Source organism: Sphingobacterium sp. MYb388 (genome assembly GCF_037479535.1).
GTDB lineage: Bacteria > Bacteroidota > Bacteroidia > Sphingobacteriales > Sphingobacteriaceae > Sphingobacterium > Sphingobacterium anhuiense.
In genome coordinates, this window is the sequence record NZ_JBBGYV010000001.1 from 1,081,206 (window position 1) to 1,097,463 (window position 16,258).

A 16,258-nucleotide genomic window follows, 5' to 3' on the forward strand; every position below is an offset into this window, starting at 1 on the left:
TAACCATATTGAACTAAATCCTTTAATTTTTAAAGTAAGGTTTATCGCTTCCGGTTTTCCTTCACAAACTATGAATATTATAAAGCATGGACATTAAAAGTATTAAAACCCATAACCTTGATCAAGATAAAGCATTTGAAATTCTTTGTAATCAGATATTTGAAAATTGGATAAAGAGAAACCATAATTCATATAAAGATTTTATCGTGGTAAATGGTGATGGAGGCGATGGTGGAGTAGAAGCTTATACAACTTTAAAGGATGGAAGTAAAATTGCCAATCAAGTAAAATGGTTTGTAAAGAGCTTTACTAGCACACAAACAAAAGAAATAGGAGACTCAATAAAGGCTGCAATGGCCAACCATCCAGAAATTACTAAGTATATTATTTTCATACCTCGTGATTTAACTAACGTCAAAATTGTAGATAAAGAAAAACAGTTAAAAGCCAAAAGCACAGATTATTCCAAAACAGAAGCTATCAAAACTCTTTATCAAAATAAACATAAAGACTTAACAATTGAGTTTTGGGGGGAGCATAAAATCATCAGTGAATTACAAGAGTATGAAAATATTGGTATAAGAAAATTTTGGTTTGAAGATTCTATAATTCACTATAAAACGCTCGAAGAGATCAATGAGAAATCATTTAATAGTTGGCTGAGGCTTCGTTATGTATCAGATTTATACAAAGAGGGATTTATCGAAGAAAAAATTAATAAACATTTATATACCGTAGAATATCGAAAGGGACTTGTTCATGAATGGAGAACTATCAATAGTTCACTATTTAAATTAGAAGAATTACTTCTCAAGTTGCCTAAGGGCGAATTTATTCATATAAATCAATTGTTATCATTCATAACAAAGTTCACTTTAGAAGTGAATGTTATGAATGATAAAGTTCGGAATGGAGAAAGGTCATTTGAATTTAAATCCAAATATAAATTTGATAAATCAGGATTATATGAAGAGTTAAAATCTCTGGAGAAGGAATTTGATGGGAATATAGTAGCAATCTCAAAAATAATCGATCAAATTGATGTTAACGGTATACAGCGAAGGTTTTCAGATTTGTCTTCAGAGACAGATCCAAAGTATATAATCTTTAGTGGCCCGCCAGGATCAGGTAAAACTCAGGCAGTTGCAAGTGTAACCAAACAATTATTATCAAAGGAAAATCCTGCAATAGTTATTCAGGCTAAATACCGTGATGGACAAGATTTAAGGACAGTTTTACAAAGTGCATTGGGTGGATTTACTAATTGGTCGGAAATTGAAATACTGCAGGCATTGGAATCATTAGCACACATTTATGAAGTTGCAAGAAAAAATAATGAACCATCAGAAAGCGTGAAGGTTTTAATTTCAATCGATGGAATAGAAGAAGCTAAAAGAAACGATTGGGAAAAATGGAAGAATCTTATAAATGGTCTTTCCACTTATTGTAAGAAATTTCCAAGAATTCAGTTCATAGTTACTTGTCGCGAGTATTTTTTAGATAATAGCGTAGAAAGGGAATTACCGGCTATGATCTACGAGCTTCCGCATGGATCAAATGTTCAAGTTGTTGATCTATTTGATGATTATGTGAATTTTTACAATGCGCCTAATGATATTTGGCTTAAAACGGCAATTAAAAGCTTATTAGCGTTGAAATTATTTTGTTCAATTTATAGGAATAAGCGCGATGAAGCAATCAATGTCCAAACATCTTTGACAAGTCTCATAAAAACTATTCTGAATGAAATTCAAAGGGAGGTTAGTGAAGAATTTCTAATTGAATTAAGTGCAGATAAACAAATCTTTGTAAAGATCGTAGGTACCATTGCAGATATTTTGTGGTACAAAGAAACAGTTACTGAAGAAGAACTAAAAACAATATTAACTCAGAATGGAACATATTCCAACTCCCTTATCTCACACATTCTTGGTGAGTTAGAGCGTCACGGAATGTTAAAATCAGAACAGATAGAAAGTCATGATTCCTTAGTCGATGAAATCATTTATAGGTCAACAAATCAATCCTATATAGATTTTTTGATCGCCCAAAGGCTCGCAAAATCAATATCAGAAAATGGAATGACGGAAGTGCCTGCCGAATTTCAAAGTAGATTAGGTGTTTTACAAATCGCTTCCAATATTCTTCTGAAAGATTATGGAATAGAAATCGGAGACCGAGGATCGTGGGGAAATATAGAAGAGAAAGAAATAGAAAAGCTTCTAACTGTGAGTATAGGAGAATTAGATCCCAAAGAAGCTGGAAGTTATTCGCAAAAAGGTATTCTTGAATTTAAAAGTTCCGTCGAAGGTCGAAACAGGATTTTCGATTCATGGATTTTTCCTTCTGCTGATAACACTCGAAGTCCATTCAATGGAGAATACTTACATAGGATACTCTCAAGTTTCAAAAATGAATATGAGCGGGATAAAATCTGGTCAGGCCCTGCTTATGGGGACAATCACAAACAAGGAAGAATAAGTGATGTTCTTTACACATACAAATTATCAAATGGGCAAAAGTTCAATGGCATGCCACTGGTATTTGCTTGGAGCCTAACAACAATCGACAATATTTATAGGGAGTATGCTAAAACACAGCTGACGGCGTGGGCATATAATGATATAGAAGAATTCATTAAATTGCTAAATTTACTCTTCGGAAAATATGATGCCCAAATGGACGAAGATCTGTCATTAGTGATTTTGGGAATAGCTTCGATACAATTAAATCCCTCAGATGAAATCAAGAAACTCTCTAAATGGATAGATGTCAATGTCTTTGCTTTAAATAAAATCAGTATAATTAAGGATGCCGTTGTAAGACATTGCTGCCGTGCATTTCAAGAGCGAGCTTTTAATCTTGGTTTAATTAGTGAATCATTACTTAATAAGGCAAGGCCGCCCTATAAGACAACAAATTTTGAGCCTCTTCCACTATACGCAAAAAACACTACAGGAAGGGAAGGCGAGATATTTCCAATCGTTCACGATTTAGCATGGTACGTAATTAAAGAAAGTTATGATGGTTTCTTAGATTATGACTCTGATGAAAGTGATGTTTTTCTAAATAAGTATAATACCCATCCAGACCAAAATCTGCAGCCATTTCAGTTTGCTATGTATGCTGCCCTTGCATACATAAAAAAACTAGGGTATGATCAAGATGAAGGAGCTGGGTATACAGAAGCTAGCCATGGCAGTTTAAGTAAAATTTCAACTTTCGAGGAAAAGTATACGTGGTTAGCAGTGAATTATATAAAAGGCTATTTAGCAGACAATGTTCCTTTTGACGCTTATGATGACAATAAATTCTTAGACGAATACTCCAAGATACTTAAAGTAAAAAACCCAGCCAACGATATTAAAGGTGGTTTTAATTTCCCTGAAATACTTTCATATTGGATTGTACCACAGAATATGGTCCCTCCAATTAGTAATGTTAAATCTTTAACTGATGGTAAATTGAAAAGTTGGGTGAAGTCAATTCAAGATTGGGATTTCAGGGCTTGGCTTGAAATTGAACAAAGATATACTAATACTGATTTTGACAAAAAAGAATGGATCGTGTTGGATAACTATACAACAATGGTCGAGGAAACACAAATTGGACAAGTTCATATTAAAAGTACTGCTTTGTTAATCGAAGAATCCAATTTTTCCTCATTATTAAAAACGATCCAAAAAGACAATAGAGTCAAACGAGAATTTGATCCTGTTGATCTTCATTATTCGCCAGATGTAGATATTTATATATCACCTATAGACGTTATATGGATGGATTGGATTAAAGAAATCAAATCATCATCTCTAGATGAGGAGATAGGAATTAGACCGACAACCTGCGAAGTGGTTACAACTGTTGATAATCAAGAAACATATTATTTGCTTCCATCAAGAGAAATAAGAGATTTCTTAGGCGTAAAAACAGGTAATGGAAAAGTTCTGTTAGCCAATAATGATGAAATTGTTGGATTCAGTAGTAACATCGGAGAGGCCTATCACGCGCAGCAGAGGATGTTAATTGTTGACAAAAGTATCCTTGGTGCAAAGCTAAAAAATAATTGTTTAAAAATGATTTGGTCTGTTTTCGTTTTTCAAAAAGCAAAAGTTGAAAATCCAAAGGAAATATATCATCAGGATTGCCAGATGTTCCTAGTATGGGAAGATAACGGAAAATATCATAATTATCTATATCATCAAGGGCGAACTAAACTATAGGCTTTTTCGCCAAGAATTATCATTGTTAAGTTGATAGAACTCGGTAGCTTGTACCGAGTTAGAGCCAGCCTGGATAAAGTAGAACTCGGCATGCTTATAAATAGGAGGGACCGTAAAACCGGTCCCATCTATAAATCTATACTTAGTTACTTTGCTGCTTAAATAGAAGTTTTATACCTTTCAAGTAGCCCCATCATGTCCTCTTCATAGTAACAGAACAAACCACCGATTGGGGTGTAAGGAATAATTTTCCTACTCCTTAGCTGTTGGAGGTTTCCGGGAGAAATACGAAGCAATTTCAAGACCTCATGCGTCTTGAGCCATTTTTTGTTTGCTATATTTCTTTCTTTTAAAAGCTCCTTGATTTCTGTAATAAGTTCCAGCTTATAATCCTCCCAATCGCCGATGGTCAGCAGGTCGTTCCTCCTTTTCTGCGACTTCTTTCTCTCTTCCATGATCTTTATTGTTATCATAATTGCCCAAACGCCTATTTTCTATAAATACCTTACTCCCTGTTTTGCCATAGTACGAAGCTTGGTAACCAATATAACCACGTTCAGCCAAGTCACTCATTTTGCTGTGGTAGGTTGTCCTGCTCGATATCTTGGCAAGCGGTAGTACAACAGCACTGGTAATGGTAAATGGACTCGTAGAACCAGAACTTTGCCATATCGTATACAAAGCCATAAACAAAGCAATATGGCCTGCATCAATAACAGGGTCATGATTTGCCATTTCAAAAAACCGTTCCAGTACCGCACATCCCATTAGCTTATCTCCGTTTTGCATTTGCCACCCTTTCTTTTTTAGTGAGCACAATAGGCACCACTTTCTTAGAAGGCATTACAGTATCCTTCAATTTGTCCATAGTTGTTTTCCTGCCATCTGCATACATGTTGATGTCCCGTTTTATCGGGTTGGCTTCCAGACTAACCACCTTGTCCTGCCCATTCACAGTCAGCGTTACTTCTGGACGACCCCCAGCACGCAATGCCTCCACTAGTCCACTTCTTGTATTATCGTTTATACCTTTAATCGGCAGTTTGCTTAATGCCTGTTCAACGTTGTAATCAGCTACCACCACCTCCTTCAACTTTATGTGTCCATGTTCATCGCGGTCGTTCAGGTCGGGCATTTTCCATACATTACCCTCTGTGTTTATGGCTCGGCCACTCAACAGCGCCCTTACATTTTCCTTGGTTAAATTAGCCTCTTCCGATACGTGGATACTGGCTGTAGGCTTATTGTTGCCGTCTCGAAGTGTTGCTGTATAGCCGTCCAAAATTGGACGGTTACGCTCATCATGTGCAATCTTAAAATGGTAATCAATGTTTTCCGTAGGCGTATTGGATTCTGAAAAATCCATTGCTGTTTTTCCTTTTCTGATAGCTTGGTGTACCGGTTCTTTCCAATCCGAAAGCCCTGATTTCTCAAGTTTGTTATCGATACTGCCAAGGTTCTTTGAAGGACTGCTACTATTAAAACCTGGAACAGTTGCTTTAACCATAGCCTTAGCCAAGAGTAAAATATTTCTAAAAAGACGTACATAAACATTGGGGTACACTTCCTTTTCCAGCGCCCTTCTTTCCTGATTTAAGGCTTTTTTGCTCACCCGTTCGTCTTCTGTAAGTCCGGGGGCATCGCGTGACAGCACCTGCTCGTACATCCGGAGTTTTTCCTTTTTGAAGTCAATGCTGTTTAAGAAATTGGTAGGGAACAGTTTTTCAAACCGTCCCTGCCAATCCTTGACCTCGTTCCACCAATGTTTTATCCTGTTAGCCATGACAATTGTTGAATTTTAAGGGTAGGGGATGCTTACACTACTTTTCTTGAACGTCCCGTGCGCTGTTTCTTTTTGCCGGCAGGACCTTCCTCATCCTGCTGTTCCTTCTTTCCCTGTTTCTGGTCAACTGAAACATTTTTTTCCTGCCCTTCCGTCTGTTGTGGACTCCGGTCTTTGGCGACCGAAGCATACTGTCGTACCATCTGCTCATTGTAGATATTTATATTACCATATTTGGGTGCAGCCTCCAGATAACGTTTCTCCTCCTTGCCCTCTATTTCCAACACCACATATTGTCGGTTGCCCTTGTTCAGACTACCGACCAGGTTCTCCATTACCTGTGCGTTCTGTCCGTTCTTCAAGGGCAGCTTGTTCAGTGCAGCTTCCAGGTCGAACCCGAACTTACGCTGTATCATAAAATTACCCTTGGCATCCGTGTTCTTGAAATCCATATAGGACCAGGCATTGGTCACCTTGTTGTTCTTACTGTCCTCCTTGTCCACCTTGATAAAGTTCTTGTTCACCGAACGACCATCGAGCAGGTTGTATGCCTCTTTAAGCGTAAAGGTATTGCCGTAGTTCACCTTGAACTGATGCATGTTAGATTGATCGGCTTTTTCTTTTTGCAGTATCAAATCGTAGCTATTGAAGAAATAGTTGCCCTGATCTGATCGACTGAAGTTCAGGCGGGCCTCCACCTTGTCCTGCCCATAATCCTTCTTTTCCGTCAACTGGAAACTATCCTGTTCCTCGGCAATCTTTGTCCGAAGCTCAGCTTTGGTCTCGTCACTGAAACCGGTCATCTGTAGCTGTTTTTCCAGGTACTCCACATTTTTCTCGTTCATCTCAAACCTCCTGTTTTTTTGTTTTAAATTTCTGTTTGTTATTTCTAAGCTATACATGTACGCCAATGCCAGCAAGAGCTACAGCCCCTTGGCTTTTATCAATTGCTTGTTCTTCAATTTTATTTTCAGGTTTCTACCACCATTTTTTTCCATAAGTTCCACCATAAGAAATTTGTTGTCGGGTATAGTAAACTTATCGATGGCCACAACAATGGTATTCGCAGATTTTCCTGCAATCCTCGAAATGTTGCCATCCATGTATATCGGCGTAATTTCGGTTTCCTGTGAAGCTGTTCGTTTTGTTTTACGCTTGTCCCTTATGTACATTCGGAACTGATCTGTATCATAGCTCACCATACTGTTGTTGGCAATGTTCATCTGAAAATAGAGCACATCGCCCATAATGTAGATTCCATTAATGACCAGTGCCATGTCAAACCTGCTGTGGGCAAGGCCTGCCATGCTTTTTTGTTTCACGGCTATCCGTCTGGCATAATCCTGTATGGCTGCCTCACTTTCCGTACCGGGACTAAACAGTACTTCTTGATGAACGGGTAGCGCCATTTCTGCAACCTTAAAGTTGACCTTATGCTGGTTGTTGTCGTAGCGCAGTTCAAAAGAGTACAAGGCGCCCTCACCTGTGATTACCGTAAGATTGGTTGAAACAAACTGCTGGTCGGCTGCTTTCAGTTGCAGCACATTTTCCACACCATTTGCTTTCTGTACCATGACACCGCTGTTGCCCCTGTCCACACTTTTGATGGAGTAGGGGAATATGAGGTTTACGGTTCTATCATAAGGTACACCGATGGTATAGGGAGCGATGTTTCCCTTTATGTCTGTTTTTACATCTTGTGCGTTAAGTCCTGATGCCAGGGCCATACAGAATAATACTGTGAATATGGTTTTGAATGTTTTCATTGTTTTTTTGTTTTATATTTTGTGTTTGAATAGAGTATTGGATTATTGGTCTTTCTTTTTGCCGTCCCTTAGCAATACTTTGTAGCCTGCCTTTACCTCCACTTTGATTAGTTTTATTTTCTTGCTCAACAGGTTGCGCCCCAGTTCAATGCCCGCACTTGCCGCCTGTGCGCCAATGGATGGATTCATAGTTCCCAAGGAAATTCCTTGTATCGCCTGATCACCACTTTGTTTGGCCACATCCCTTGTGATAGCACCTGGAATATGGATGCCAGGTAGTCCATCCATATCATGGACAAAGAGCTTGACAGGGAATAGGGACTGTTCGTACCTTATACTTTCCACCTGTACCTGAAGACGTTCGCCTTGCAGGGCTACCGTGCCATAGATAAAATGATCTTTAGGAATCAGCCTACCACTGATAAACACATCCTGTGTCAATCGCAATTTTACCGTTGCCCCAGAAACGAGTGTCTGCGTTTCATGTACCACAGCGGCAATGCTGGTTAGCTCGTCATCTATATCAGTAATCCCGTCCAATCCAAAGAATCTGTTATCGACCTTTTTTTCATCCTGATACTCCTCGCTATATTCCTTAACAGATCTATTGTCCAGTAAGGATATAGGCGTCTGGGCAAGCGTGGCAGCAACGGCAAAGACCTGACCTGTGTTGTCCTTGGACTGTTGCTTTAACCGCTCCTGCACCCGCTCGGGATGCTGTATGTCCAGCACATTTTCCAATACCGAATTGATATGCGCCATTTCAGGATCTGCCTGCCCTTGACCAGACTGCATGGACTGCATCATCTGTTCCAGACGGTCGATGTCACCCCTCATTTCAGGATCTGCTTTACTGTAGCTTTGTGTATTACTACCTTCATTATTCTGCTGCCATGCTTCCCTGTCCGCATCGGCAAGCACTTTGTTCAGTTGCGATAATTTGCTGTATACCTTTTCCTCATTGGGGTTCTGGTAGCTATTGGTGTTCATCCCTCTCATGCCCATATAGTCGTTCGCAAAATTATCCTGTCCCTGCAGCTCCTTGGACTGCTCGAACGATAGGTAATAGGGGTCCTGTCTTGCAAGCTCCATACGTCTGATGGAATCTTTTTCTGCCTGGTCGTAAAACGACATCTTGTCCAGCATTTCCTTATCCTGTCCGGGGGCATCGGGCAACGTAGCGTTCAGGCCTATGGCGTCTTTTCCGCTTAAACCTTGTATGCCTTTACCACCACCTAGGGCGTAAAATCCCAAGGATATAAATGGGAGTACGAGTAGGGGAAGTACCAATAAGAATTTACGCCTGTCCCGTACTGGTTTGTTTTGCTTTTCCTGTTCCATTTTTCTTGTTGTTTTGATTTTTAAAATTTAAGTACTTTACTATCTGCTACTGTTAGATGGCGCTGCATCAACGAGCTTTCAAATTTGCACGGCTACTGTCCTGTAGCAAATTGTGTTCTGTATTTGGAGCTGTGATACTACCTATGGTTCCTACATTTTTCTGCTTTAAAGCCCCAACGATGATCAGTACAAAAAAGGTGGAGGCCATAATGGTAAATAGGAGGAACAACTTCTTTTGCATCGGCACAGAGAGTCTTCCGCTCTGTGCCTGCATCCATGTCGCCAGTTCCCTTTGCTTTTTATCTGCCCGCTCATGGAGCTTTTCAGAAATAATTTTGCTTTTGTTACGATGCGTTGTTTTCATGTTATCTGTTTTTTATTTGCAGGTCCTTGTTGTCAATAATTTTCCAGCGTTCTATAAGAAAACCATGTGGGTTGTTCTCGCTACGAGACACCTGTCTCAATCTGCCTTCTGTTGTCAGGGTGCGTACGACGGTACTGGTCGGACGTGTGATTTCCTGTCTTCCGTAATAGATAAAACGGAAGGGCTCGGTTTCCATATCCAGGCGTATGCTGTCCATGACCACTGTTTGGTTGATATTGCCCGAGATGATCGAAACGTAATAGTTTGATTCCCGCAAGTTGTCGTACTGCTGCTTTGCCGAGTTGTCGGCCAGGTATAGTGATTTACGGATCTGTTGCTGGATAAGCTTTTCATCGGGCGAATGGGTAAAAAAGTAGGTATGGAAACTCTTTAAATGTTCGCGGGCTTCTACGGGTATATTCTCTTTACGGCTGGAAGCGAATGCTTCCAGGGCCTTACCGTTACCCAGCACGTATATTTTTTCCTGCACCGTTCGTGCGAGATCAAAACTTTTATAGGTGACGAAGCAGCAGAGCAGGAGTGAAGCTGCAACGACCACCAGTGTAAACTGACGTATCTGCCGAAAAGCGGTATCTATATTTTTGGGTTTGTTGAACATAATTTGCCTGTTTAAGAATTGCCTTTAAGTTGATCTTTGAGGTAGGGTTCATTGGTGCCCTGGCTATCCATTCCACGGCTCATTTTTCCTGCTGCATTACCCATGGCATCAGCAGCCATTGCCGTACCGGCCAGCACACCCCCGGTTCCCAAGGCTACCGCACTGCTGGCAGCGGAGCTGCCCATCCCGATCAGGTTTGTCGTTTTTTGTTGCAATGCGCCACCACCAGCTGCATGGACGATATAGTTGGCCACGGAGGGCACAGTGAAGTAGCCGACGATACCGATGATCAGAAAGATGAGGTAACCAATATCTGTAGGACTGAAAAAAGTATCGCCGGTGCCCCCGATCTGTTGCAGGTCCAGTTTGAGCATCTGCTCCTGTACTTTGCCTATGATGGCACCGAAAATGTTGGCTACAGGAAGCCACAAAAAAATGTTTATATACCTTGCCAACCAGACAGTCAGTGTATGCTGAAAACCATCGAATACGGCCAGACCAAAAACTAAGGGGCCTAGTATGGAGAGCACCACCAGTTGGAATGTCCGCAGGGTGTTGATGCATAAAGCCGCAGCCTGGTACAATACAATCAGTACGGAACTCATCCATTCCTTTACCGAGTTGCGGAAATTGTAGGAGGCCTTTTCCATGGCAAATTTTATGTCGTTACCCAGACCAGCTGTAAACCCTTCGTCGGATACATCCTCGTCGTACGTATATTTATACCACTTGTCCCGGTCACCACCACCGGTCGCACCCACATACATCTGCCACTTATCGGTCTGTTTTAAAGCTTCCTCCTTTTGTTCCAGTAGTACTTCTATGGATTTATTAGAACCCTGTACCATAGCAGCAGTGGCCGTTACGGTAGGTTGCATCACGCCATTGATAAGCCCAAGGACAGAAGGGAAAACGGTGATGCAAAAGCCAATGGCAAAGGGACGTAGCAAGGGATAAAAATCTATCTGTTCCGCATTGGACAGATGTTTCCAGACCCTTGACGCGATATACCATAAGGCGCCAAATCCAGCCAGCCCCCTGGCCACGCCTATAAGTTGCGAACATAGCGGCATCATTTCATCGTAAAGGTTGTCCAGTACGGCATTCAAGCCACCTATGCCGTCGCCCATCTGTTGCCCGTGCGAAAGTATCGGTACAATAATCAGCAGCGTAATTATGGCTGTTACTTTTAGTGTTGTTTTCATTGCTTTTTTGTTTAATCGTTAGCTAATCCATAAATTTTTCTGGCCACATTGGCATCCTTCAACTCCTTTTCCCTTTGGATAGAAAGTAGGGTGGTACTGTTGTTGAACTCGCGGAGGAACTGTAACTTTTCTTCCATATCGGCATGGATACGGTCTATGGTACGCAGCCTTTCATCATCGGCCATACGTAACTTCCCGGCAGTGATGACCATCATCAGTTCATCCAGATGTTTGAGGGACTTATTGAAAAGATTACCGTACACCCTTTCCATATACCGAAGCTCTGAAACATGGAAGGCACCAGCGGATGAAAAGCGTGCGTACGCTGCCTTATACTCTTTGACCAATAAAACCTGCTGGTCGATGATAAGGGCAACTTTCCGGTACTTCCTTACTTCGGGACTTACCGCCATCAGCCCGTCCAAAAAAGTTTTATGGATGGAGAAATTTCCTTCTGAAATATTTTTGACGGTATTATAGCCACCGTTCAAAATTTCGTATCCCTTTTTCATGTCGCTAAGTATCCGCTTGAACTGACTTAATTTTTCTATGTTCAGCACCAGCTGCGCAATCTCGTCAACCTGGGCGGAAACCTTGCTGTAACTGCATGTTATCATAATAGTAGCCAGCAGTATTGTTCCTATTCTTTTCATCACCTTTTATTTTATATCGTTAAGAATCCTGCTGTCGATAATTTCCTTTTTGTCTTTTTCCCGCGCACGTCCCAGGTCCAAAGTACCCTTGGAGAAATCATTGGAAAATTTATAGTTGTCCAGCATCTCCCTGTATAGCTTGTCTATCCGCTGCAATCGCTCATCGTCTTCCATTTCCAACTTTCCTGCTGTGGTCAAGGCTATCAGGTCTTCCAATAGATTGGTACAGTCGCTGGCTACTTTGTCCAGTACACGACTTACGTAGGCTATTTCATTTTGCCTCAAATGGTTGCCTGTCCTGATAGACCCTAATGTGCTGTTATGGATTTTAAGGGTCTGCAACTGGAGATTGATTATGTCCGCAACCTTACCGTACCGTGCTATCTCCGGGTTTATGCCTTTTAGTGACAGGAAAAAATCGTAGTGCAGATTAAACTCCCCGTTCTTGATATCGCCGATGGTTGATAAGCCTGATTTGTAAATACTGTATCCCTTTCGGGCATATCCGATATATACTTCCAGTGCTGCAATCTGGTTCATGAGGTACTTCCTTTGTGTGCCTTTCTGGCGGAACCATTCATTGAACCAGGTGGACTGGGCAAACGATACTTGGCAGAGCAGAAGAGCGACCACCATAGTTATACATGTTTTCATAAGCATTGATTTATTGTAGGCCGTATAGTTTTTTGACCATTGAAATTTCTGATTCCGATTTTGCTCTTTGTAGGCGTAACATCACGTTCTCAGAATTGAAAGTCTTTAGGTCCGCATAATTTTCATCCACATTATCTGCCACCTCATTGATGATCTCCAACCGCTTTGCATCCGTCATTTGTGTCTTAAAAGAGCTGACCACGATACTGATTCGGTCTATGTTTTTTAGCGTCTCCTGTAGGATGCCGGTGTAAACTTTACCCATATATTCTTTCTCCTTAGTCGTGAAGTGTTTATCCGAACTCACCAGTTGCCATACCCTTCCGTATTCTTTGACCAGGGCACTTTGTTTTACCGATATGTCTTTGACACGTTGATAATAGCTGATCAGCGTCTTTACTTTTTGCAGCTCTTCAAAGTATTTGCCGTACTGCGCCCGTTGCTTTTCCGTCCAGTCGGCTATCTCATCCAGCTTTAGTTTGGACAGTGTGTTTTCCAACACCTTTTGTGCATTCTGCAACCATATAACTTTGTTCTGTTGCCGTTGTATGGCCAGGTCTGCAGCCTTGATAGCTTTGACCACAGCTGCTTTGATGATATCAAGAATGCCAGCATGGGCATTATTTGTTGGTAAAGCCAACATACCTGCACAGAGCATAACCATAAATCCCATTTTTCTCCAATTCATATTCACCTCCTTCTTTTTGTGTGTTGATTATCAATGCTAGCTAGATCATGCATTTTTTGACTCATGTTTGCCCCGCAGTTCCGCAGCCAGTGCAGCAATACCTTTCTGTATATCACCCCCAAATTTTTCAGCATGTTCTGCCACCTTCACTTTCTCTGTCTGTTCGGTTGTATAGGCCAAATATTCTTCCAGCGAGACTTCTGTGCGGTACACCTTGCTCAACACACCACCCAGGGATATAAAAACTTCCTTGTATTTTTTTGTTGGATCATTGGCTTTATTGACGGATAGTACCAGGGCCTTTTCTTTTTCGGTAAGCCCCAACAATTCCTGTATTGCATCGAACTTGTTCTGGTATTTGCTCTGGTCAAGCAGTATCTTACAATCGCTGTTGTTGATGATGGCCTGTTTGACTACAGGCGATGAAATGATGTCCTCTATTTCCTGTGTTACTACAATGGCTTCACCAAAAAATTTACGTACCGTCTTAAAGAGATACTTTATATATTCCGCGAAACCCTCTTTCATCAAGGCTTTCCAGGCTTCTTCAATGAGTATCATCTTGCGCACGCCTTTCATCTTTCGCATCTTATTAATAAAGACCTCCATGATTATGATGGTGACAACTGGAAATAGAATAGGGTGGTCCTTAATATTGTCCAACTCAAAAACAATAAACCTTTCCTGCAACAGGTCTAGGTTTTCTGTGGCATTGAGCAGGTAGTCAAATTCACCACCCTTGTAATAGGGTTGGAGTACATAAAGAAAATTGTTGACATCAAAGTCTTTCTCCTTCACCTTATCACCGGTAAGCACCTGGACATATTCGTCCTTTAAGAATTCATAGAAAGTATCGAAGCAGGGAAATAGTTCCGGTCGTTTTCCCAGATGTGCATAGAAGCCGCCTATAGCATTGGACAGGGCGACATACTCGGAGCGCTTGAACTCTTCGTCATCTTTTTTCCATAGTGCCAATAATAAAGTTTTGATACTCTCTTTTTTCTCTGTGTCGAGGTTATCACCAGCGCCAATGTAAAATGGATTGAAACGGATCGGATTTTCCTCCGAATAGGTGAAGTAATACCCGCCCACCATATCACACAAACCTTTATAGCTATGCCCTACATCAACAAGAACGATGTGTGTTCCCTGCTCGTAATAGCTGCGCACCATATGGTTGGTGAAAAAGCTTTTTCCTGAACCCGATGGGCCAAGAATGAACTTGTTTCGGTTGGTGCATATACCCTTAAGAATAGGTTCATCTGAAATATCTACGTGTACCGGCTTTCCTGTTAGACGGTCTCCCAATCGTAGGCCCATCGGGCTTAACGAGGATCGGTAACCCGTTTCCATGTTGAGGAAACAAGAGGCCTGCGCGGCGAAGGTATCAAAGGTGTCATTAAGCGGGAAATCTGCTGAATTTCCGGGTATTCCAGCCCAGAAAATCTGTGCGGCACCAAGCGTTTCTTCTTTGGCCGTGGCATCCATCTGCGCCAGTGCAGAGGAAACCATATTCTTTAAGTCCTTTAACTCCTCCCTGTCCTCCGTCCACACCATCACATTGAAGTGTGCCTTCACGGGTAAGCGTTGCTCCGAGATTGCCTCGTTAAGGAATGCGTTTGTCGCATCACGACTGATTGCATTCTCCCTGCTATAGGCCGAAAGGCTCTGTAGACGTAGTCTTTTACTTTCCAGTTTCTTGATAGTCTGCTGCGCATCCTCAATAATAATGTACTGGTTGTAGATATGGTTGCAGGGTAGGAGCTGACCTAAGGTGGAAGCAAAGCCCACACTGAATTTGGTCCTGTCGGTACTGTACTTATCGTAATTTATCCTACTGCCGCACAGGGCAGGGAGATCCTCGGCATTCCCCAAAGTGTAGGTCTGGCAATATTTTCCTCCTATTTTCATGGTATCACCAAATGAAATATCACGTACCATTTTCTCCCCCTGTCCGTTCAGGTAGCAGTAACGTTCCAGTAGTCCTGTGCCATTTGGATTGCTCCATATACCATCTTCCCTGATTCTTTCCATCTTCACAAAACCACTGTCCTGTATAATCTGCCGAAACTGTCCGCAGGCATCAAGGAAATCTTGAAGCGAGGCTTTGTCAAGTACCTGTTTGGGTACCAGGGAAGGGCGGAGCAGATTGGAGAATAGGCTGTTGCCCGCCTTTCGTCCTTCGGTTTTTTTTGTCAGGAACAGGTAGCAGTGATGGTCCAAAAATGGACGCTCATTAAAGAAGCGTTCACTACTTCTAGAGAGGAAACTGGTATCATCCTTTACAAAATCCGCTTGATAACTGCTGGTCAAAAACCAGTCCTGCTTATGTAATATACTGTCTTTGGGCAGGACCTTTATAGCCTTGACCCAAGCTTGGTGGAACGCCTCGTATTCATTGTCGCTCAAAGTAAATATCTCTGGCAGCGCTACCGTATAAGCTACAGTTATGTCACCATGTTTGGACACGATGCAGTCGTGCTCTACATCCATAATTGGAAATATATCCTTCATCATCTTTTCCATCATACCTCATTTCCTTGTTAATAAATAGTAATGTCTACCTCTTCAATCCCTTACCCCATATCCTCGCCCGGGTTTCTTTTTTCGTTTGCGTTCGTAGCTTATCTTTGAGGAACTCCTGGTCCGTTTTGCCTTTCACCGATCCGATCGGGACATTGTGGGCTAGGCTCATGGCGTAAGGGTGGAAAGTTGTCAGGTAGCTGAGCTGGACTGCATAAGGTCCTGTCCTTCCTTCGACAAATCCTTCGGGAACCTCCGCGATATTTTTGGTTCTGGGGTCATAGTAAAACTCATATCCTTCACCGTTATCCCGCATATCATTTAATCTCATCGTATTCTCCGGATTGTCAACCTCGATCAACTTCATATTCCTGAAGTCCACCTTAAAGCATAGCCCGTCATCAAATTCGACCACCGCAAATACTTTTTCATTTTCCATACT

15 protein-coding genes are annotated in these 16,258 nt (G+C 41.6%); 1 reads left to right on the top strand and 14 read right to left on the bottom strand.

What is annotated here, in order from left to right; genetic code table 11:
* Positions 1-86: 86 nt before the first annotated feature.
* Complete coding sequence (locus WH188_RS04790) at positions 87-4,220, top strand: ATP-binding protein (protein ID WP_339423368.1); 4,134 nt, start codon at positions 87-89, stop codon at positions 4,218-4,220.
* Between the two features lie 158 nt (positions 4,221-4,378).
* On the opposite strand, the gene WH188_RS04795 is transcribed toward WH188_RS04790, so the two are convergent.
* From WH188_RS04795 to WH188_RS04860, 14 genes are all read right to left on the bottom strand, one after another.
* Positions 4,379-4,675 carry a DNA-binding protein gene (locus tag WH188_RS04795; protein ID WP_339423369.1) on the bottom strand — a complete coding sequence of 99 codons (297 nt, stop codon included), beginning with the start codon at positions 4,673-4,675 and terminating at the stop codon, positions 4,379-4,381.
* Positions 4,605-5,009 (bottom strand): hypothetical protein, encoded by a 405-nt coding sequence (locus tag WH188_RS04800; RefSeq protein WP_339423370.1) that lies wholly within the window; start codon positions 5,007-5,009, stop codon positions 4,605-4,607. The genes WH188_RS04795 and WH188_RS04800 overlap by 71 nt, the downstream gene beginning before the upstream one ends.
* Positions 4,993-6,003 carry a hypothetical protein gene (locus WH188_RS04805; RefSeq protein ID WP_339423371.1) on the bottom strand — a complete coding sequence of 337 codons (1,011 nt, stop codon included), beginning with the start codon at positions 6,001-6,003 and terminating at the stop codon, positions 4,993-4,995. Before WH188_RS04805 ends, WH188_RS04800 begins: the two co-directional genes overlap by 17 nt.
* A 32-nt stretch (positions 6,004-6,035) precedes the next feature.
* Positions 6,036-6,848 carry a hypothetical protein gene (locus WH188_RS04810; protein WP_339423372.1) on the bottom strand — a complete coding sequence of 271 codons (813 nt, stop codon included), beginning with the start codon at positions 6,846-6,848 and terminating at the stop codon, positions 6,036-6,038.
* A gap of 78 nt (positions 6,849-6,926) precedes the next feature.
* The gene (gene traN, locus WH188_RS04815; RefSeq protein ID WP_339423373.1) at positions 6,927-7,769 is read right to left on the bottom strand and encodes a conjugative transposon protein TraN; all 843 of its coding nucleotides are present in this window, start codon (positions 7,767-7,769) and stop codon (positions 6,927-6,929) included.
* Positions 7,770-7,811: 42 nt separating this feature from the next.
* The gene (gene traM / locus WH188_RS04820) at positions 7,812-9,110 is read right to left on the bottom strand and encodes a conjugative transposon protein TraM (protein ID WP_339423374.1); all 1,299 of its coding nucleotides are present in this window, start codon (positions 9,108-9,110) and stop codon (positions 7,812-7,814) included.
* A 67-nt stretch (positions 9,111-9,177) separates the two neighbouring features.
* Positions 9,178-9,474 carry a hypothetical protein gene (locus WH188_RS04825; protein ID WP_339423375.1) on the bottom strand — a complete coding sequence of 99 codons (297 nt, stop codon included), beginning with the start codon at positions 9,472-9,474 and terminating at the stop codon, positions 9,178-9,180.
* A gap of 1 nt (position 9,475) precedes the next feature.
* A complete protein-coding gene (traK, locus tag WH188_RS04830; protein WP_339423376.1) occupies positions 9,476-10,093 on the bottom strand; it encodes a conjugative transposon protein TraK in 618 nt (205 codons plus the stop codon).
* An 11-nt stretch (positions 10,094-10,104) separates the two neighbouring features.
* A complete protein-coding gene (traJ, locus tag WH188_RS04835; protein ID WP_339423377.1) occupies positions 10,105-11,298 on the bottom strand; it encodes a conjugative transposon protein TraJ in 1,194 nt (397 codons plus the stop codon).
* An 11-nt stretch (positions 11,299-11,309) separates the two neighbouring features.
* On the bottom strand, positions 11,310-11,951 hold the full coding sequence (locus WH188_RS04840) for a TerB family tellurite resistance protein (protein ID WP_339423378.1): 642 nt from the start codon (positions 11,949-11,951) through the stop codon (positions 11,310-11,312).
* Between the two features lie 6 nt (positions 11,952-11,957).
* Positions 11,958-12,605 (bottom strand): hypothetical protein, encoded by a 648-nt coding sequence (locus WH188_RS04845; protein WP_339423379.1) that lies wholly within the window; start codon positions 12,603-12,605, stop codon positions 11,958-11,960.
* A 10-nt stretch (positions 12,606-12,615) separates the two neighbouring features.
* Entirely contained in the window at positions 12,616-13,293 is a 678-nt protein-coding gene (locus tag WH188_RS04850) for a conjugal transfer protein TraI (protein WP_339423380.1), read from the bottom strand.
* A gap of 45 nt (positions 13,294-13,338) precedes the next feature.
* Positions 13,339-15,822, bottom strand: a complete 2,484-nt coding sequence (locus tag WH188_RS04855) for a TraG family conjugative transposon ATPase (RefSeq protein ID WP_339423381.1) — start codon at positions 15,820-15,822, stop codon at positions 13,339-13,341.
* Between the two features lie 31 nt (positions 15,823-15,853).
* Entirely contained in the window at positions 15,854-16,255 is a 402-nt protein-coding gene (locus WH188_RS04860; RefSeq protein WP_339423382.1) for a hypothetical protein, read from the bottom strand.
* Between the last annotated feature and the right edge of the window lie 3 nt (positions 16,256-16,258).